General features: G+C 75.1%; 16 protein-coding genes. 6 read left to right on the forward strand and 10 right to left on the reverse strand.

All coding sequences use genetic code 11. From position 1 onward, the window contains the following. Position 1: 1 nt before the first annotated feature. The 3 genes from AB0J71_RS32200 to AB0J71_RS32210 all read right to left on the reverse strand — a co-directional run bounded on the left by AB0J71_RS32200 (position 2) and on the right by AB0J71_RS32210 (position 2,531). Complete coding sequence (locus AB0J71_RS32200; protein WP_364417542.1) at positions 2 to 1,756, reverse strand: HEXXH motif-containing putative peptide modification protein; 1,755 nt, start codon at positions 1,754 to 1,756, stop codon at positions 2 to 4. A gap of 34 nt (positions 1,757 to 1,790) precedes the next feature. Then, positions 1,791 to 2,024: a hypothetical protein gene (locus AB0J71_RS32205; protein ID WP_352327764.1), complete on the reverse strand. Its 234-nt coding sequence runs from the start codon at positions 2,022 to 2,024 to the stop codon at positions 1,791 to 1,793. 69 nt (positions 2,025 to 2,093) lie between these two features. Further along, entirely contained in the window at positions 2,094 to 2,531 is a 438-nt protein-coding gene (locus AB0J71_RS32210) for a DUF6223 family protein (RefSeq protein ID WP_364417544.1), read from the reverse strand. Positions 2,532 to 2,748: 217 nt separating this feature from the next. On the opposite strand from AB0J71_RS32210, the gene AB0J71_RS32215 reads away from it, so the two are divergent. Together AB0J71_RS32215 and AB0J71_RS32220 are read left to right on the forward strand one after the other, a co-directional pair. Continuing rightward, positions 2,749 to 3,873, forward strand: coding sequence for a histidine kinase (locus AB0J71_RS32215; protein WP_352327762.1), 1,125 nt, complete (start codon positions 2,749 to 2,751; stop codon positions 3,871 to 3,873). Then, a complete protein-coding gene (locus AB0J71_RS32220; RefSeq protein WP_352327761.1) occupies positions 3,870 to 4,532 on the forward strand; it encodes a response regulator transcription factor in 663 nt (220 codons plus the stop codon). The genes AB0J71_RS32215 and AB0J71_RS32220 overlap by 4 nt, the downstream gene beginning before the upstream one ends. 19 nt (positions 4,533 to 4,551) lie before the next feature. On the opposite strand, the gene AB0J71_RS32225 is transcribed toward AB0J71_RS32220, so the two are convergent. Then, a complete protein-coding gene (locus AB0J71_RS32225; RefSeq protein WP_352327760.1) occupies positions 4,552 to 5,406 on the reverse strand; it encodes a universal stress protein in 855 nt (284 codons plus the stop codon). Between the two features lie 200 nt (positions 5,407 to 5,606). Between AB0J71_RS32225 and AB0J71_RS32230 the strand changes: the two genes are divergently transcribed. Continuing rightward, positions 5,607 to 6,482: a universal stress protein gene (locus AB0J71_RS32230; RefSeq protein WP_364417546.1), complete on the forward strand. Its 876-nt coding sequence runs from the start codon at positions 5,607 to 5,609 to the stop codon at positions 6,480 to 6,482. A gap of 15 nt (positions 6,483 to 6,497) precedes the next feature. On the opposite strand, the gene AB0J71_RS32235 is transcribed toward AB0J71_RS32230, so the two are convergent. Further along, the gene (locus AB0J71_RS32235; RefSeq protein ID WP_364417548.1) at positions 6,498 to 7,103 is read right to left on the reverse strand and encodes a hypothetical protein; all 606 of its coding nucleotides are present in this window, start codon (positions 7,101 to 7,103) and stop codon (positions 6,498 to 6,500) included. A 223-nt stretch (positions 7,104 to 7,326) separates the two neighbouring features. Next, entirely contained in the window at positions 7,327 to 8,205 is an 879-nt protein-coding gene (locus tag AB0J71_RS32240) for a GerMN domain-containing protein (protein ID WP_364417551.1), read from the reverse strand. A 116-nt stretch (positions 8,206 to 8,321) separates the two neighbouring features. On the opposite strand from AB0J71_RS32240, the gene ppk2 reads away from it, so the two are divergent. Then, positions 8,322 to 9,116 (forward strand): polyphosphate kinase 2, encoded by a 795-nt coding sequence (ppk2, locus tag AB0J71_RS32245; protein WP_352327756.1) that lies wholly within the window; start codon positions 8,322 to 8,324, stop codon positions 9,114 to 9,116. A 99-nt stretch (positions 9,117 to 9,215) separates the two neighbouring features. Continuing rightward, on the forward strand, positions 9,216 to 10,406 hold the full coding sequence (locus AB0J71_RS32250; RefSeq protein ID WP_352327755.1) for a MarP family serine protease: 1,191 nt from the start codon (positions 9,216 to 9,218) through the stop codon (positions 10,404 to 10,406). Between the two features lie 26 nt (positions 10,407 to 10,432). Here the strand turns inward: AB0J71_RS32250 and AB0J71_RS32255 are convergent, their stop codons facing one another. Next, entirely contained in the window at positions 10,433 to 11,917 is a 1,485-nt protein-coding gene (locus tag AB0J71_RS32255) for a carboxylesterase family protein (protein ID WP_364417553.1), read from the reverse strand. A gap of 170 nt (positions 11,918 to 12,087) precedes the next feature. Here AB0J71_RS32255 and AB0J71_RS32260 point away from each other — a divergent pair, with 170 nt between their 5' ends. Continuing rightward, positions 12,088 to 12,441: a hypothetical protein gene (locus AB0J71_RS32260; RefSeq protein WP_352329894.1), complete on the forward strand. Its 354-nt coding sequence runs from the start codon at positions 12,088 to 12,090 to the stop codon at positions 12,439 to 12,441. Here the strand turns inward: AB0J71_RS32260 and AB0J71_RS32265 are convergent. The 3 genes from AB0J71_RS32265 to AB0J71_RS32275 are packed head-to-tail and all read right to left on the reverse strand — an operon-like array spanning position 12,374 to position 15,030. Continuing rightward, a complete protein-coding gene (locus tag AB0J71_RS32265) occupies positions 12,374 to 13,474 on the reverse strand; it encodes an alcohol dehydrogenase catalytic domain-containing protein (protein WP_364417555.1) in 1,101 nt (366 codons plus the stop codon). The two genes, AB0J71_RS32260 and AB0J71_RS32265, sit on opposite strands and share 68 nt — an antisense overlap. Further along, complete coding sequence (locus tag AB0J71_RS32270; RefSeq protein ID WP_352329891.1) at positions 13,474 to 14,391, reverse strand: DMT family transporter; 918 nt, start codon at positions 14,389 to 14,391, stop codon at positions 13,474 to 13,476. The genes AB0J71_RS32265 and AB0J71_RS32270 overlap by 1 nt, the downstream gene beginning before the upstream one ends. 27 nt (positions 14,392 to 14,418) lie before the next feature. Then, a complete protein-coding gene (locus AB0J71_RS32275; protein ID WP_352329889.1) occupies positions 14,419 to 15,030 on the reverse strand; it encodes a glycerol-3-phosphate responsive antiterminator in 612 nt (203 codons plus the stop codon). Positions 15,031 to 15,037: the final 7 nt, after the last annotated feature.

Genomic DNA, 15,037 nt, shown 5'->3' on the forward strand with positions numbered 1-15,037 from the left:
CTCATGAGCCGAGCCATTCGGCCAGTTCCTCGGGCCCGGGCGGCTGCACGCCGCGGCGCAGCAGCGCGGCGTGCAGCGCCAGGACCAGTTCCGGGCGTTCCACCAGGAGCGACGTTCGCGAGTCCGCCGCCAGGCCCAGCCCGATCCAGGCTTCCGGGCTCGGCGTCGAGCGGCGGTAGAGGTGCCGGGCCTTGGCGGTGTCCTGCGACACCAGCGCCGCGTCGGCGGGCGTGGCGTCGGTTATCCCGAAGGGGCTGGTCGCGCCCGTCTCCAGCGCGGCGCACGCCTGCTTGAACGCCTGCTGGTCCGTGCACCGCAACCGGGCCAGCCAGATCCGCGCGTTGCCCGGCAGGCTCGGGCGGCTCGCGCCCATGCGCGCACCGGGCAGTGCCGGCGGGGACAGGCCGGCCGACCAGCGGCGGGCCAACTCGTCGGCGTCGCCCGGCCGCACCACCAGGTGGGCCGCTCGCCAGCCGGCCACCAGGTCGCGGCAGCACAACTCCGCCAGCCGGGCGCCAGGGCCGTTCACCTGCTCGGCCCACAGCGGGCGGGCCGCGTCCGCGAGCGCGGTGACGATGCGGCCGCCTGCCTCGGTCAGGCCGGTGGCCCCGCCCAGCGCGGCCAGTGCCGTGCGCAGCTGCCAGCGGTGGAAGGCGAACTCGAAGTCGGCGCGGTCGCCGTCCTGCTTCCGCCGGGCCTGCCAGAAGGCGGTGACGCCGGCGAAGGCGTGCGCGCCGTAGAGCAATCCCCGCAGCGGGCGTGGGTCCCCTCGCCAGGGGGCGAAATAGGTCGGCTCGGGGCCTTCGGGGGCGGGAGCGAGCAGCGGCATCAGCTCGTCGACGGTGCTGAGGAGCTGGTGCCGCACCTCGTGCACCAGCGTGACGGCGAGCGAGGCGGCGTCGGCCGGCAGCGACATCGTGACCGCCCCGTAGGCGTCCGGCACCGTCGCGCTGACCACGCGCAGCGTGCTGGGCCCGTCGACGGGCACCAGGGAGCGCACGGTCGCCGTCACCGCCCGGTACGCGCCGGGATGGCGCTCCTTCAGCAGCTCGACGGCCGCCCGCAGCAGGTCGCGCCAGCGGCCGAGGTCCTCGGCGGCCAGCGGGGCCGGGTCGTGCAGGCCCCGGAAGTCGCGGTGGGGGGAGAGATGGTCGAGGGCCACGCGGCGCCCGCCGTCCGCCGGTTCGGCCACCGGCAGCGGTGACCAGCCCTCCACCGGACGGGACATGTCGTCGGGCAACCGCAGCGATCCGCTGTCGCCGAAGACGACCGTGCCGTGCGCGCGGCTCTCCACGCCCACGACCGGCCATTCGCCACGTCCCACCGCCCCCGTGAGGCCCAGGGAGGGCAGCCAGAGCCGTCCTCTCCTGGCCGGGACCCGTAAGGAGCAGCGCATGCCCGCGCGAACGGCCGCGGCGGCGGCCATCGAGCCGAACAGTCTCGCGCAGGCCCCCGCGACGGTCTCCGCCGGACCGGGCACGGCGCCCTGCGCGACCGTCCGCAGCAGGTGGAAGGCGCAGGCGCCGACGGAGGGGTCGCGCAGCACCTCCTCCACGGCCTCCGGCGAGCTGCGTTGCGCTGCCGTCAGCACCGACCAGGACACGGTCAGCGGGGTGGGCGGAATGTCGTCACGCCGCGGCCTGGGCTGGGCGGCATGACCGAGCTTCAGCAGGGCCGCGAGCGCCGTGAGCAGCCGGCTGCGCTGCGCGGATTCGAGCACGGCCAGATCGGCTGCGCTCACGTCGCCGGTGGCCACGGCCACGAGTGTGGGAATCGGAACCCGGTAGGGCTCAGGTCTGATCAAGAGCGGTGATGGCCGTGCTCGGCACCGTCACGGGCACGGTTCCGCACAGGGCCGCCATACCGCTCTCGCACAACGGGGTCGCGTGGTCGGTCAGCCGGCCGCACAGGGTGGCGATGGCTCCCTCCAGCCCACTGATCTCTCGCAAGGCGTCCAGAGGCACCTGCGTCAGGTCGATGAGGTGCGACTCCAAGCAGGCATTGGTCTCCGTCGCAAAGGTCATGAATCCATGGTGACTCACGTCTCAACGCCGGGGAAGCCTTCGCGTCACGGAACTTGCGCCGTCCGGCGGTCAGGCCGGACGGCGGGCGCGGTTCAGCACGAGGACGCCGAGGACGACGGCGGCCAGGCCGAGGATCAGGTCCAGGTAGCCGCCGACGATGCCGTAGCCGGTGCCCGGACCGCCCTTGGCGGCGCCGATGACCCAGCCGCCGATGACGATGCTGGTCACCCCCGCGACCAGGGCGACGACGGCCCCGCGCTTCCCGGTAGCGGCCACGGTCCCGGCCACGGTCCCGGCCACGGTCCCGGTGCCGGTGCCGGTGCCGGTACCAGTGCCGGGGGTGGCGCGGCGGCGGAGGTGGCCGGTGGAGCGGGCCAGGGCCAGGCCGCCGGCGGCGACGCCGGCCAGGCCCAGCCCGGCGGCGATCAGGGACCACATCCGGCCGGTGGTCATGGCGTACGCGGCGACGGGGTCGGCCTGGGCCGCGAGCAGGTGGTCGATGAACATGGCGGGGTTCCCTTCGGCTGGACGTCAACGTGGAAGAGCATGACCGCCGGGCCCGCCGCCGGTCGTCCGGCGGGAGCGGGCTTGTCGGGGTGCCGCCGGCGCCGCAGCCGGCTACCGCACGGGTGGCAGGCGGGCGCGGACGTACCGCGTCCGCGGTAGGCGGCGGGTGATCCTCCGGCCGGAGTCGTACGGCCGGACATGCGGCTATGGTGCGCGTATGAGCACAAGGCGGCTCGGCGTCGGGGCCGGGGTGATCGACTGGCTGATCGCGGCCGGCGTGGCGGCGGCGCTGGTGGTCACCGGGTTGTCCGGCCAGCCGTCCGCCACCCGTCTCGCGCCGCTCGGCTACGCGCTGCTGGCGGCGGGCGGACTGGCGCTGGTCGCGCGCCGCCGGGCGCCGGTGCCCGTCCTGGCCGTGACGGGGTTGTGCGCGGTGGGGTACCAGGCGGCCGGGTTCGACGTGCCGGCGGTGGCGTACCTGTTCGCGGTGTACGCGGCGATGCGGGCCGGGCGACGGCTGGTCACCGTGGCCGCGAGTGTGATCGTGCTGGCCCTGCTGCCCCTGGCCGCGATGGCCTCCGGTCTGCACGACACGGGCGAGGCGTTCGCGCAGGCCAGGGGCGCGCTGGAGCTGGCCTGGCTGGTCGCGGCCGGCGCCGCCGGTGAGGCGTTGCGGCAGGCGGAGGGACGGGCGGAGGAGGCCGAGCGCACCCGGGAGGAGACCGCGCGGCGGCGTGCCGACGAGGAGCGGCTGCGCATCGCGCGGGACCTGCACGATTCGCTCACCCACCAGATCTCGGTCATCAAGGTGCAGGCCGAGGTGGCCGTGCACGTGGCCCGCAGGAAGGGGGAGCAGGTGCCGCAGGCGCTGCTGGTGATCCAGGAGGCCGGACGCGAGGCGACCAGGGAGCTGCGCGCGACCCTGGAGGCGCTGCGCGACGACACGACTGCGCCGCACGGCCTCGACCGGGTCCCCGAGCTGCTGGAACGGGCCCGGACCACCGGCCTCGACGCGACGCTGACGATCGAGGGACAACGACGGGACGTCCCGGCCGCGGTGGACCGGACCGCGTACCGGATCGTCCAGGAGTCCCTGACCAACATCGCCCGGCACGCCGCCGCCGCGACCGCGCAGGTCCGCATCGACTACCGTCCCGACGCGCTGGCGATCCGCGTGGACGACGACGGCACGGCCACGCCGGACGCCGCCCCCGTGCCCGGCGTGGGCCTGATCGGGATGCGGGAACGCGTCACCGCGCTCGGCGGCAGCCTGCGGGCGGCGCCGCGCGGCGCGGGCGGCTTCACCGTCCAGGCCGAGCTGCCGATGGACCGCACGCCGTGATCCGGGTCCTGCTGGTGGACGACCAGCCGCTGCTGCGCGGCGGGTTCCGCGCGCTGCTCGACCTGGAGGACGACATCGAGGTGGTCGCCGAGGCCGCCGACGGGGCGCAGGGCCTGGCCCTGGCCAGGGAGCACCTGCCGGACGTCGCGCTCATCGACATCCAGATGCCGGTCGTGGACGGCATCGAGGCGACCCGCCGCATCGCCGCCGACCCGGCGCTGGCCGGCGTGCGCGTCGTCATCCTGACCAACTACGGCCTGGACGAGTACGTCTTCAACGCGCTGCGCGCCGGCGCGGCCGGGTTCCTCGTCAAGGACGTCGTGCCGGAGGACTTCCTGCACGCCGTGCGCGTCGCGGCCCGCGGTGACGCGCTGCTCGCGCCGTCGATCACCCGCATGCTGATCGACCGGTACGTCACCCGGCCGCCCGCCGCCACCGCCGGCGAGGAGCTGCGGGAGCTGACCAACCGCGAGCGCGAGGCCGTCGCCCTGGTCGCGCGCGGGCTGTCCAACGACGAGATCGCCGCCCACATGGCGATCAGCTCGATGACCGCCAAGACCCACGTCAACCGGGCGATGGCCAAGCTGCGCGTGCGCGACCGCGCCCAGCTCGTGGTCCTGGCCTACGAGTCGGGCCTGGTGACGCCGCGCACCGCGTGACGCGCCGGGAGTCACCGGTTCAGGGGCGCTCGCGCACCACCGCGACGGTGCAGCGCGCGTGGTGCAGGACGCCGCGCATGACCGAGCCGAGCACGAACGAGCCCAGCCCGCTCCTGCCCTGCGAGCCGAGCACCAGCAGGCCGGCCCGGTCGCCCGCGGCGACGAGCGTCTTGACGGGGTGGCCGCACTGGACGTCGGCGATCACCCTGACGCCGGGATGGCGGTCCTGCCACGGGGTGAGCTGCTCCCTGGTGACGCGCAGGTGGCTCTCCCGAAGAGCCTCGATGTCGCAGGAGAAGTCGGGCGCCAGCGCGAACGGCAGCGGCCAGGCGTGCACCGCACGCAGACCGACGCCGCGCAGCTCGGCCTGCCGGAAGGCGTAGTCGAGGGCCGGCTCGCAGGCGGGGGAGCCGTCCACGCCGACGACGACCTCGTCGTGGGAGGCGGCGTCCCCGTCCCGGACGACGACCACCGGGCCGGGCGCCTGACCGGCCACGCTCATGCTGACCGAGCCGAGCACGGCGCCGGCGAAGCCGCCCGCCCCCTTGCGCCCCACCACCAGCTCGGCGGCCTCGGCCGCCTGCTCCCGCAGGACGACCGACGCCTTCCCGGCCATGACCCGGGTGCTCACCTCGACCGTGGGCCGGCGTTCGCCGGCGATCTGCTGCGCCTCGGCCAGGATCCCCCGCGCGCGTTCGGTCATCGAGCTCTCCCACTCGACGGCGGCGATCTGCGGCACCTGGTACGGCCAGGTCTCCACCACGGACACGATCCGCAGCGCGGCCCCCGCCCGCAAGGCGTCGTCGGCAGCCCACGCCACGGCGTCGAACCCGGACGGCGATCCGTCGACACCCACCACGACCAGCTCAGACATCGCTCTTACCTCCCTTACTCATTCAGCCGTCCGGGAGGTGAGCGGACAGGATCGCCAGCCCCAAAACTTGGAGAAATCTGGCGGCGAAGGCGATCCGGGACGGCTCCGCACGGCTTCCGGCCCGCGAACTTGGGCTTTCTTCGCCCGCTCCTGACTTTGGGCAGGCCGGGGCCGAGGAAGATCCACGGCCGGGAGGCAGCATGCCGGGACGCATCATGGTCGGCGTGGACGGGTCCGCGCCGTCGGACGCCGCGTTGGGCTGGGCCGCCGACGACGCGGCGCGTACGGGGGCGGAGTTGCACATCGTGCACGCCCTGGACCGCCAGCCGTACAGCGTCGGCAGGTTTCCCGACTTCGGGCAGTGGAACAACCTGCTGCTGGCGGCGTCCAGGGTGCTGGAGCGGGCCGAGGCGGCCGTCCGGGCGCGGCAGCCGTCCGTGCCGGTGCACGCCGAGATCGTGGAGGGGACGCCCGCGGCCGTCCTGCAGGATCAGGCGCGGCGGGCGGACGAGCTGGTCATCGGCAAACGGGGGCTGGGCGGGTTCGCCGGCGCGCTGCTGGGGTCGGTGACCATGCAGGTGGCCGGTCAGGTGCGGTGCGCCGTGGTGGTGGTGCGCGCGGACCCGCCGGAGCGGGTCGGCGAGATCGGCGTCGGGATCGACGACTCCGACGTCTGCGAGCCGGCCATCGGCTACGCCTTCGAGCAGGCGAGGCTGCGCGGCGCCCGGCTGCGATTGATCCACGCCTGGCAGGTTCCGGTGCACGCCTTCGCCCCGGAGATCGCCTACGACGTGGACGAGGTCCGCGCCGCCCAGCGCGAGGTGGTCCGGACCAGGACGGCCGGATGGCGGGAGCGGCATCCCGAGGTGACGGTCGTGGAGGACGTGCAGAGCGCGCACCCGGTCGAGGCGCTCACCGGCGCGCCCTGCGACCTGCTGGTGGTCGGCTCCCGCGGCCGGGGCGCGTTCGGCTCGCTGCTGCTCGGCTCGGTCAGCCGAGGGGTGCTGCACCACGCCCGCTGCCCGGTCGCGGTGATCCGCCCCGCCGATGACCCCGGGACCAGCCCGTCGCGGTGACGGAGCTCGGGGTGGTCAGGGGCTGCGTCGCCGTCCCCAGTCCTCGCCGGCCCGTGCCCACTGGACCTCCCACTCCCGGTACCGCCGCCGATCCGTCCAGCACCGGAACGCCGCGAACCCGCCCGCGGCGGCCAGGGCGATCACCGACATGAGCAGGAGGCCGGTCACCACGCCTCTCGTCCGCAGGACCGTACGGGGGGTGGGCGGCGGCACGGGCCGGCCGGCGGCGTCGATCCACAACGGGACCGTCGAACCGGCCCTGGCCACGCCGGGGACCGGCACCTGCCCGCTGCGCGCCGCGCCCGAGGACGTGGTCCAGCTCGCCATCGCCCGCTGCTCGCCCACCGGCATCTCGGTGAGGGCGACGCGGGCGGCCGGCGCGTCGGCCAGCAGCGTCGCCCTGACCTGGTGCCGCCCCACGGCGTGCGCGCTCTCCTCGTGCAGCGCGCCCTCGTAGGCCAGCCGGCCCACGAGGACGGCGGGCCAGACGCCCGCCAGCACCACGAGCCCGGTCACCAGCACGGCGAGCGCCTCCAGCCGGTCGGAACGGCGGCGCAGGGGATTGCCGTCGGGACGGTACAGGCGTACGCGCCGGGCCAGCAGGTCGATCAACGCTTCCAACGGGCACCTCCTTGAAGCACTGTGCGGGTGCCCCGGCGGGGGGCGGCAGGGGCGGGCGGCTCTTGACGGGAGGACCTTCGTCCCGCGTCGTCAGGACGGACGGGGCGGCCCCGCGTTCGGCTCACGGAGGACAAGGCGTGGTCACCCCGCCATCATGAACGAACCAAGAGATCAACATGGCCGTTCTCCTGGGAAGACGTGCCAAGAGACACCCCGGCCGGCCTCAGCCGGGCTCCAGCGAACGGGGGATCGAGTCCGACGGCCCGGCGGGATGCCCGGTACGCCCCGCCGCGTCATAGATCTTGACCCACCGGATGGCCGGGAACTGCTTGAGCGTCGGCCTGATCTGGTCGGCGACGGTGAAGGCCGATCCGCCGCCGTCGACCGGGCCGGTCAGGTGGACCCTGGCGATCCCGTCCGCGACGGTCAGCCTGCCGAAGCCGGTGGCCCCGGAGCTGACGAAGCGCAGGCCGCGCGCCCGCTCGGCCTCGGTCGGGCCGGCGAACAGCCGTTGCAGCGCGCCGTAGGCGGTCGCCGGCGCGGCCACCGGGCGGGTCACCGGCGCCGTGCGCGGGCTCCGGCTGCCGGCGTCGAGGAAGTGGTCGCGTACGGGCACGGTCCGGTAGGACGTGGTGAGGTCGACGACGACCCGGCTCGGCCGGGTGAGCGTGCGCACCTGGTAGGGCACGCGTCTGGCCAGGCCGACGCCGAAGGTGAGCGTGGCCTCGAAGTGGCCGGTGTTGACGACCTGGACGACGCCGGGCAGCGCGTAGGTCCGGCGGGTGGGGCCGTAGGTGACCCGGCCCCGGCGGTCGTGGCCGTCGGCCTGGTCGAAGCGGACCTGGAGGAGGGCGTCGCCGACCGCGCCGACCGTGCGTCCGGAGCCGTCGGCGATCAGCCGGGAGACGTAGCGCACGTCGTGCCGGGCCGGGACCGGGCCGCGGAACTCGAAGACCAGCCGGTCCAGGCCGGGCAGGTGCGCGGCCCGGATGCCGACCAGGACGGGGACGGCGGCCTGCCGCGCGGCCAGCGCGGGTGAGCCCGGCACGCCGGTGACGGTCACCGCCATGGCGACGGCGAGGAGGGAACGGATCGGGACCATGGTCATCATCTCTTTCCCGTGAACGATCCTGGTCCCAGACTGACGCGCGCGACCGCTGGGCGACACCGCCGGACGTCCTGAACTCCGTGGCCTTCCGGCTTCTAGAATCCGCGGGCATGGGGACTGACAGGCTGCGCCGCAAACCGTACGAGAAGGAACTTCTCCGCCTCCAGGCGGAGCTGGTGGAGGTGCAGGAGTGGGTGCGGGCCGAGGGGCGGCGCGTCGTGGTGATCTTCGAGGGACGCGACGCCGCGGGCAAGGGCAGCACGATCAAGCGGGTCGCCGAGTACCTGAACCCGCGCGTCGCCAGGATCGCGGCGCTGCCCGTCCCGACCGACCGGCAGCGGTCGCAGTGGTACTTCCAGCGGTACGTCGAGCACCTGCCGGCCGCGGGGGAGATCGTGCTGTTCGACCGGAGCTGGTACAACCGGGCCGGGGTCGAGCGGGTGATGGGGTTCTGCACGCAGGAGGAGTACACGCGCTTCCTGCACCAGTGCCCGATCTTCGAGAGGCTGCTGGTCGAGGACGGGATCCTGCTGCGCAAGTACTGGTTCTCGGTGAGCGACGCCGAGCAGGAGCGGCGCTTCCGCGACCGGCTGGCGGACCCGATGCGCCGGTGGAAGTTGTCGGCGATGGACCTGGAGTCGATCACCAGGTGGGAGGAGTACTCCCGGGCCAAGGACGAGATGCTGGTGCACACCGACATCCCCGAGGCGCCCTGGTACGAGGTGGAGAGCGAGGACAAACGGCGGGCCAGGATCAACATGATCGCGCACCTGCTGTCCACGATCCCCTACCGGCGGGTCGAGCGGGCGCCGCTGGAGATCCCGCCGCGACCGCCCGCCACCGGCTACCGGCGTCCGCCGCGCCGCCCCGGAGGGTACGTCCCCGACGTCACGGCCGGCCTCTGAGCTCGGGGCGCCCGTCCGGGGGGCTCCGCGCCGATCAAGGAAATCCGGCGTACCGGACTTGATCCTCCCTTGTGGGGGAAAAGATGATTGTCTTTGCTTGTGTCCGGTGATCTGCTCGACGTCGTCCTGGTCGTTCTGGTGGTCGGGTTCGGCGTGGCGGGCTTCCGGCAGGGGTTCGTCGTCGGGGTGACGAGCTCGATCGGGTTCGTCGCCGGATGCGTGCTGGGCATCGCCGTCGCCCCCGCCGTGACGAACGCGCTCGTGACCGGCGACATCGCCCAGACGGCCCTCGCGGTCGTCATCGTGTTCCTGGTCGCGCTGGCCGGCCAGTTCGCCGCGTCCACGCTGGGGGTGCGGTTACGCACGTACCTGCGCGGCGAACCGGCCCGGATCCTGGACTCCCTGGGCGGCGGGCTGGTCAACGCCACGTTCGTGCTGCTGGTCGCCTGGCTCCTGGGCAGCCTGCTGGTGTCCGGCCCGTGGACGCTGGTGGTGGAGCAGATCCGCGGCTCGGCGCTGCTGTCCACGCTCGACGGGGCGGCGCCCGAGGCGGCGCGGAACTGGCAGCGGCCCTTCAAGCGGTTCATCGACCGGTCCGACTTCCCGCCGGTGCTCGACACGATCGCCGGGATGAGCCCCGTCCGGGTGCCGCCGCCGGACGTGGCCGTGCTGCGCAGCCCGGCGCTGCGGCAGGCCAGGGCGGGCATCCTGCAGGTCCAGGGGACGGCCTCCTCCTGCGGCAAGCGCATCACCGGCACCGGCTTCACGTACGCGCCCGACCACATCATGACCAACGCCCACGTCGTGGCCGGGGTGGACACGGACCTGCAGGTGGTCGACCACCAGCAGCGGCCGCACCCGGCGCAGGTCGTCTGGTACAACCCCCGCCGGGACGTCGCGGTCCTGTACGTCCCCGGCCTCGGGCTGCCCGCGCTCTCCTTCGACACCCGGGCCAGGGAGGGCCAGGACGCGCTGGTCGCCGGCTACCCGAACGGCGGCGGCTTCACCCCGGAGCCCGCCCGCGTCGCCGAGCGGCAGCGGGCCGGCAGCCCCGACATCTACCACGCCTCGCAGGTGACCAGGGACGTCTACCTGGTCCGGGGCAAGATCCAGCAGGGCAACTCCGGCGGCCCGCTGCTGGCCGTGGACGGCCGCGTGCTGGGCGTGATCTTCGCCGCCGTCGCCGGCCAGGTGGAGACCGGCTACGCGCTGACCGCCGGCGAGGTCGCGCCCGACGCCCGCCAGGCGGCCACGGCCACGACCCCCGTCAGCACCCAGACCTGCGACTGACCCCCGCCCGCCCGCGGCGACGGCGCTCAGCCCGCCGGCGGGAGCGGGTCGAAGGCGTGCCCGGCCCACAACCGGCGCGACGCCTCCTCCGGGTACGCCGCCGTGCCCGGCTCGGCGTCGATGATCCAGGTCAGCCGCTCGCGCGGCTCGTACGCCGGCCAGCCCGGGTCGCCGGTCGCGGCGAAGGCGGTCCACGCCGCCCGCACCCGGGCCGACAGCTCGGCGGCCTCCGGTGGCGGCTCCTGGCCGAGCAGCAGCCCGGCCACGCCCGCCGTCAGGTTGCCGAACGTCAGCGGCAGGCCCAGCCCGTGGCAGGCGCCGAGCGTCCCGCCCATGCCGGGGGCCGGCCAGGTCAGCTCGTACAGGTGGGCCCGGCCGTGCCCGCCGTGGGCCTCGGCCAGCCGTACGGACGGCATCCGGAACAGCCAGTCGGAGTGGACCAGCTCGTACAGCCGCTCGTCGCCGGCCTCCGGATGGGCGGCCCGGTAGGCCGCCGGGTCGGGGGCCAGTGCCCGCAGCGCGGCGGCCGCCTGCTCGGCGGTGACCTGGCCGAGCTCGCCGCCGAGCGCCATGAACAGCCGGTACTCGTCGCGGTTGTGCCCCACGAGCAGGTCCACCCCGCCTGCCGGTGACCGCCAGGGCGTCGCGGGCAGCACCTCGCCGTCCACGACCGGCGCGAACGGCGTGCGGACGTGCGCGGCCAGGCCCCAGCGCGGGCTGCCGCCCATCCCGGCCGCCACCGCGTCGCCAGCCTCGATCAGCCGTTCCGGCGGCAGGCGCGCCAGCTGGCCCGCGTGCGGGGCCGCCCCCAGCTCGGCGGCCACCGCGGCGGCGAGATCGGCGGCCAGCTCGGGGGTGAAGAACAGGCCCGGCACGCTCTGCGCGATCGCCCGGTGGAACAGGCCGGCCGCGGCGGGCATCGTCATCAGCGCCGCGATGCTCCCGGCTCCGGCGGACTCGCCGAAGACGGTGACCCGGTCGGGGTCGCCGCCGAAGGCCGCCGCGTTCTCGCGCACCCAGCGCAGGGCGGCCACCTGGTCCAGCAGGCCGCGGTTGGCGGGCGCGCCGCGGAAGTGCCCGAAGCCCTCGGCGGAGACCCGGTAGTTGACGGTGACCACGACGACGCCGTCCCGGGCGAGCACGCCGCCGTCGAAGAGCGGGTCGCCGGACCAGCCGTACATGTAGCCGCCGCCGTGGATCCACACCATCACCGGCAGCCGGGCCGCGCCCAGGTCGGGGGTCCACACGTTGGCCGTCAGCCAGTTCCCGTCCGGGCCGGCGCCGCCGGGGGCGCCCAGCAGCCTGGACTGCGGCGGCGGCGGGCCGAACGCGGCGGCCTCGCGCACGCCGTCCCACGCCTCGGGCGGCGCCGGGGCGGCCAGCCGCAGCGCGCCCACCGGCGGGCGTGCGTAGGGCACGCCGCGGAAGACGGCCACGCCGCCCTCGATCCGGCCGCGCAGCCGGCCCGTACGCACGGTGACCTGCGGATGAGCGGTTCCGGCGGCGCTCATGGCATGCTCCTCGTCCGGGGGACGGCTCCGACGGCCGTGCGCGGCCATCCTCACCCCGGACGCGGGCCGGCCGCATCCCGTTTTCGACGGCCGCGCCACGGTGCGCAGGCATGGGACGGCCAGGCGCGGGTATGCGGTGCGGATCTCCCGCCCCGGAAGGAGCCGCCGGAATGTCTGACCGCATCGCCGATCCGTGGGGTTCGCGCACGCCGTACGGGCCGCGCGAGGACGGCAGCGCCGAGAGCTGGCCGGTCCGGGTGGACGCCTGCCTGGAGGAGGGACTGACCGAGCAGGACGTCGAGTCGTGGGCCCAGTCGGCGTCCGTCCTGCACTCCAACGGCGACGCGATGGACATCGCGGTCAAGGACGGACGCATCGTCGGCGTGCGCGGCCGTGCCGTGGCCCGGTCGAAGGAGCTGCTGCGCGGCCCCGGCGGATGGGGGCACGCCCCGGCGGTCAGCCGTCGAAGACGATCAGCTGGCGCAGGGCGGCGCCGTCGGCGAGCTGGTCCATCGCCTCGTTGACGGCCGCCAGGCCGATCCGGGCCGAGACCAGCCGCTCCACCGGCAGCCGGCCCTCGCGCCACATCCGCGCGAACACCGGGATGTCGCGGGCGGGCAGCGCCGAGCCCAGGTAGCTGCCGATGATGCTGCGCCCGCCGGCCACCAGGGCGAGCGGCGAGATCGAGGCGCGGGCGCCGGGCGCGGGCAGGCCCACGCTGACGGTGCGGCCGCCGGGGGCCGTCGCGGTCACCGCGGTCTCGAACGCCCGCGCGCTGCCCGCCGCCTCCACCACGACGTCCGCCTGGCTGGGCAGGTCGTCCGGGCCGTACACCTCGTGCGCGCCCAGCTCGCGGGCGGTGGCGAGCTTGGCCGGGTTGGCGTCCACGCCGATCACCCGGACGTCGTCGAGGGCCAGCGCGGTGAGCAGCGCCGCCATGCCGACGCCGCCCAGCCCGACGACCGTGACCGTCTGCCCGGGGCGCGGCCGGCCGGCGTTGAGCACGGCGCCGCCGCCGGTCAGCACGGCGCAGCCGAGCAGGGCGGCGACCTCGGCCGGCACGTCGGGATCGACCGGGACGACCGAGCGCCGGTCGACCACCACGTGCGTGGCGAAGGCCGACACCCCGAGGTGGTGCAGCACCGGGGCGCCGTCCCTGTGCTGGCGGACCGCGCCGCTCAGCAGGGTGCCGTCGTTGTTGGCGGCGCTGCCCGGCACACAGGGCGTCACGCCCTCGGTGGCGCAGCCGGCGCAGCCGCCGCACCTGGGCAGGAAGGTCATCACGACGCGCCGCCCGGGGGCGAGGTCGTCGACGCCGGGGCCGGTCCGCTCCACCACGCCCGCCGCCTCGTGGCCGAGCAGCATGGGCACGGGACGCACCCGGTTGCCGTCCACCACCGACAGGTCGGAGTGGCACACGCCGGCCACCTCCACCCGCACCAGCAGCTCGCCCGGCCCCGGCGGATCGAGTTCGAGGTCGCAGACCGTCAGCGGCCGCGACCGCGCGTAGGGCCGGGACCGGCCGATCTCCTCCAGGACCGCGCCGCGAATGCGCATCAGTTCGCCCTTCTTCGTGTCGAGAGGTTGGCCAGCAGCACCCCGCAGCCGCCCAGGACGAGCCCGGCCACGGCGAGCGGGGGCAGCGGCTGCCCGGCCAGCGACCAGGCCAGGACGGCGGTCACGGCCGGGGTCAGGAAGAACACCGTGCTCACCCGGCTGGCGGGGGAGCGCAGCAACATCCGGTTGAGCAGGATGAACGCCGCGATGGAGTTGACCAGCGCCATCCAGCCGACCGACAGCCCGAACGCCGTCCAGTCCGACACCCGGACCGGGCCGAGCGCCAGGCAGGCCAGCCCGGCGGCGGGGGCGCTGACCAGCAGCTGCACCGCGGTGCCGCTCAGCGCGTCCATGCGGGGGGCGTAGCGCTGCTGGTAGAGGGTGCCCGCGCTGAGCCCGGCCAGCCCGAGCAGGCACAGCGCCACCCCGGAGGCGGACAGGCTGATCCGGTCGGCCACCGCCAGGACCACTCCCGCCAGGCCGAGCGCGAACCCGGCCCACTGCCCGGCGCCGACCCGCTCGCCCAGCACCCGGCCGACCAGCAGGATGACCACCGGGTTGAGCCCCTGCACGAGGGACACGACCGCGGCCGGCAGCCCTTCGCCGAGCGCGCTGTAGAAGGCGCCGAACTGCACGGCCTGGATCAGCAGCCCGGCCACGGCCACGTGCGCCAGATCCCGCCCCCGGGGCCACGGCACCCGCCTGACCAGCGCGTACGCCCCCAGCAGCACCCCGGCGACGGCGAACCTGCCGAACATCAGCAACAACGGCGGCGCCGCCCTGACCCCCGGGATGCCCGCGATGAACGCGCTGCTCCACAGGACGACGAACACCCCGGGCGCCACCGGCCACCGCCTCCCGGCGCGCCGGACGGGGGCCGCAGGGGCGGCGGTCTCCCGCACGCGGGCAGGCGTCATCGCAAGGTCCTTCCGGATGAAGACGGATCAGGAGGCGCGCAGGGCCGAGCGGCGCAGCCCCCACAGCTCCTCGTCGGAGGTGCACACGCCGACGGCCCCGTGCCGCAGCGCCTCCACCACGTCGTCCGCGCTCTGCACGAACCCCGCGGCCAGGCACGGCACGCCGACCGCCCGCACCTGCCGCTCGACGTGCCGCAACACCATGGCCGGCATGAGCTGCACCAGGTCGGGCCGCGACCGGGTGATGGACTGCAGGCTGCGCCGCAGGTTCGACCGGTCGGTGACGAACACCTTCTGCATGGTCAGCAGCCCGAGCCCGGTGGCCCGCTCGATCATCGCCTGCCGCGTGGAGACGACCCCGACCGCGCCGATGCCCTGCAGGTACGCCAGCGCCCCGGGATCGTGCCCCAGGCCGGGGGTGGAGTCGATGTTGACGAACCCGATCTTCCGGGCGTCCACCGTGCGCTGGACCGTGGCCGCCAGGTCGCCGAGCGGGATCGAGGCCAGGATGCCGATCGGCGTGGGGGAGGAGGTGAACCGCTCGACCATCTCCACCCCCACCAGCGACGCGGCGACGGGATGCTCGGCCAGCGCGGCGAGCAGACGCTGATCCAGCGGGGCCTTGTGTCGAGAGTTCACCGCATCC

Origin of the sequence: Nonomuraea sp. NPDC049637, assembly GCF_040675235.1 — a bacterium.
Taxonomy (GTDB): domain Bacteria; phylum Actinomycetota; class Actinomycetes; order Streptosporangiales; family Streptosporangiaceae; genus Nonomuraea.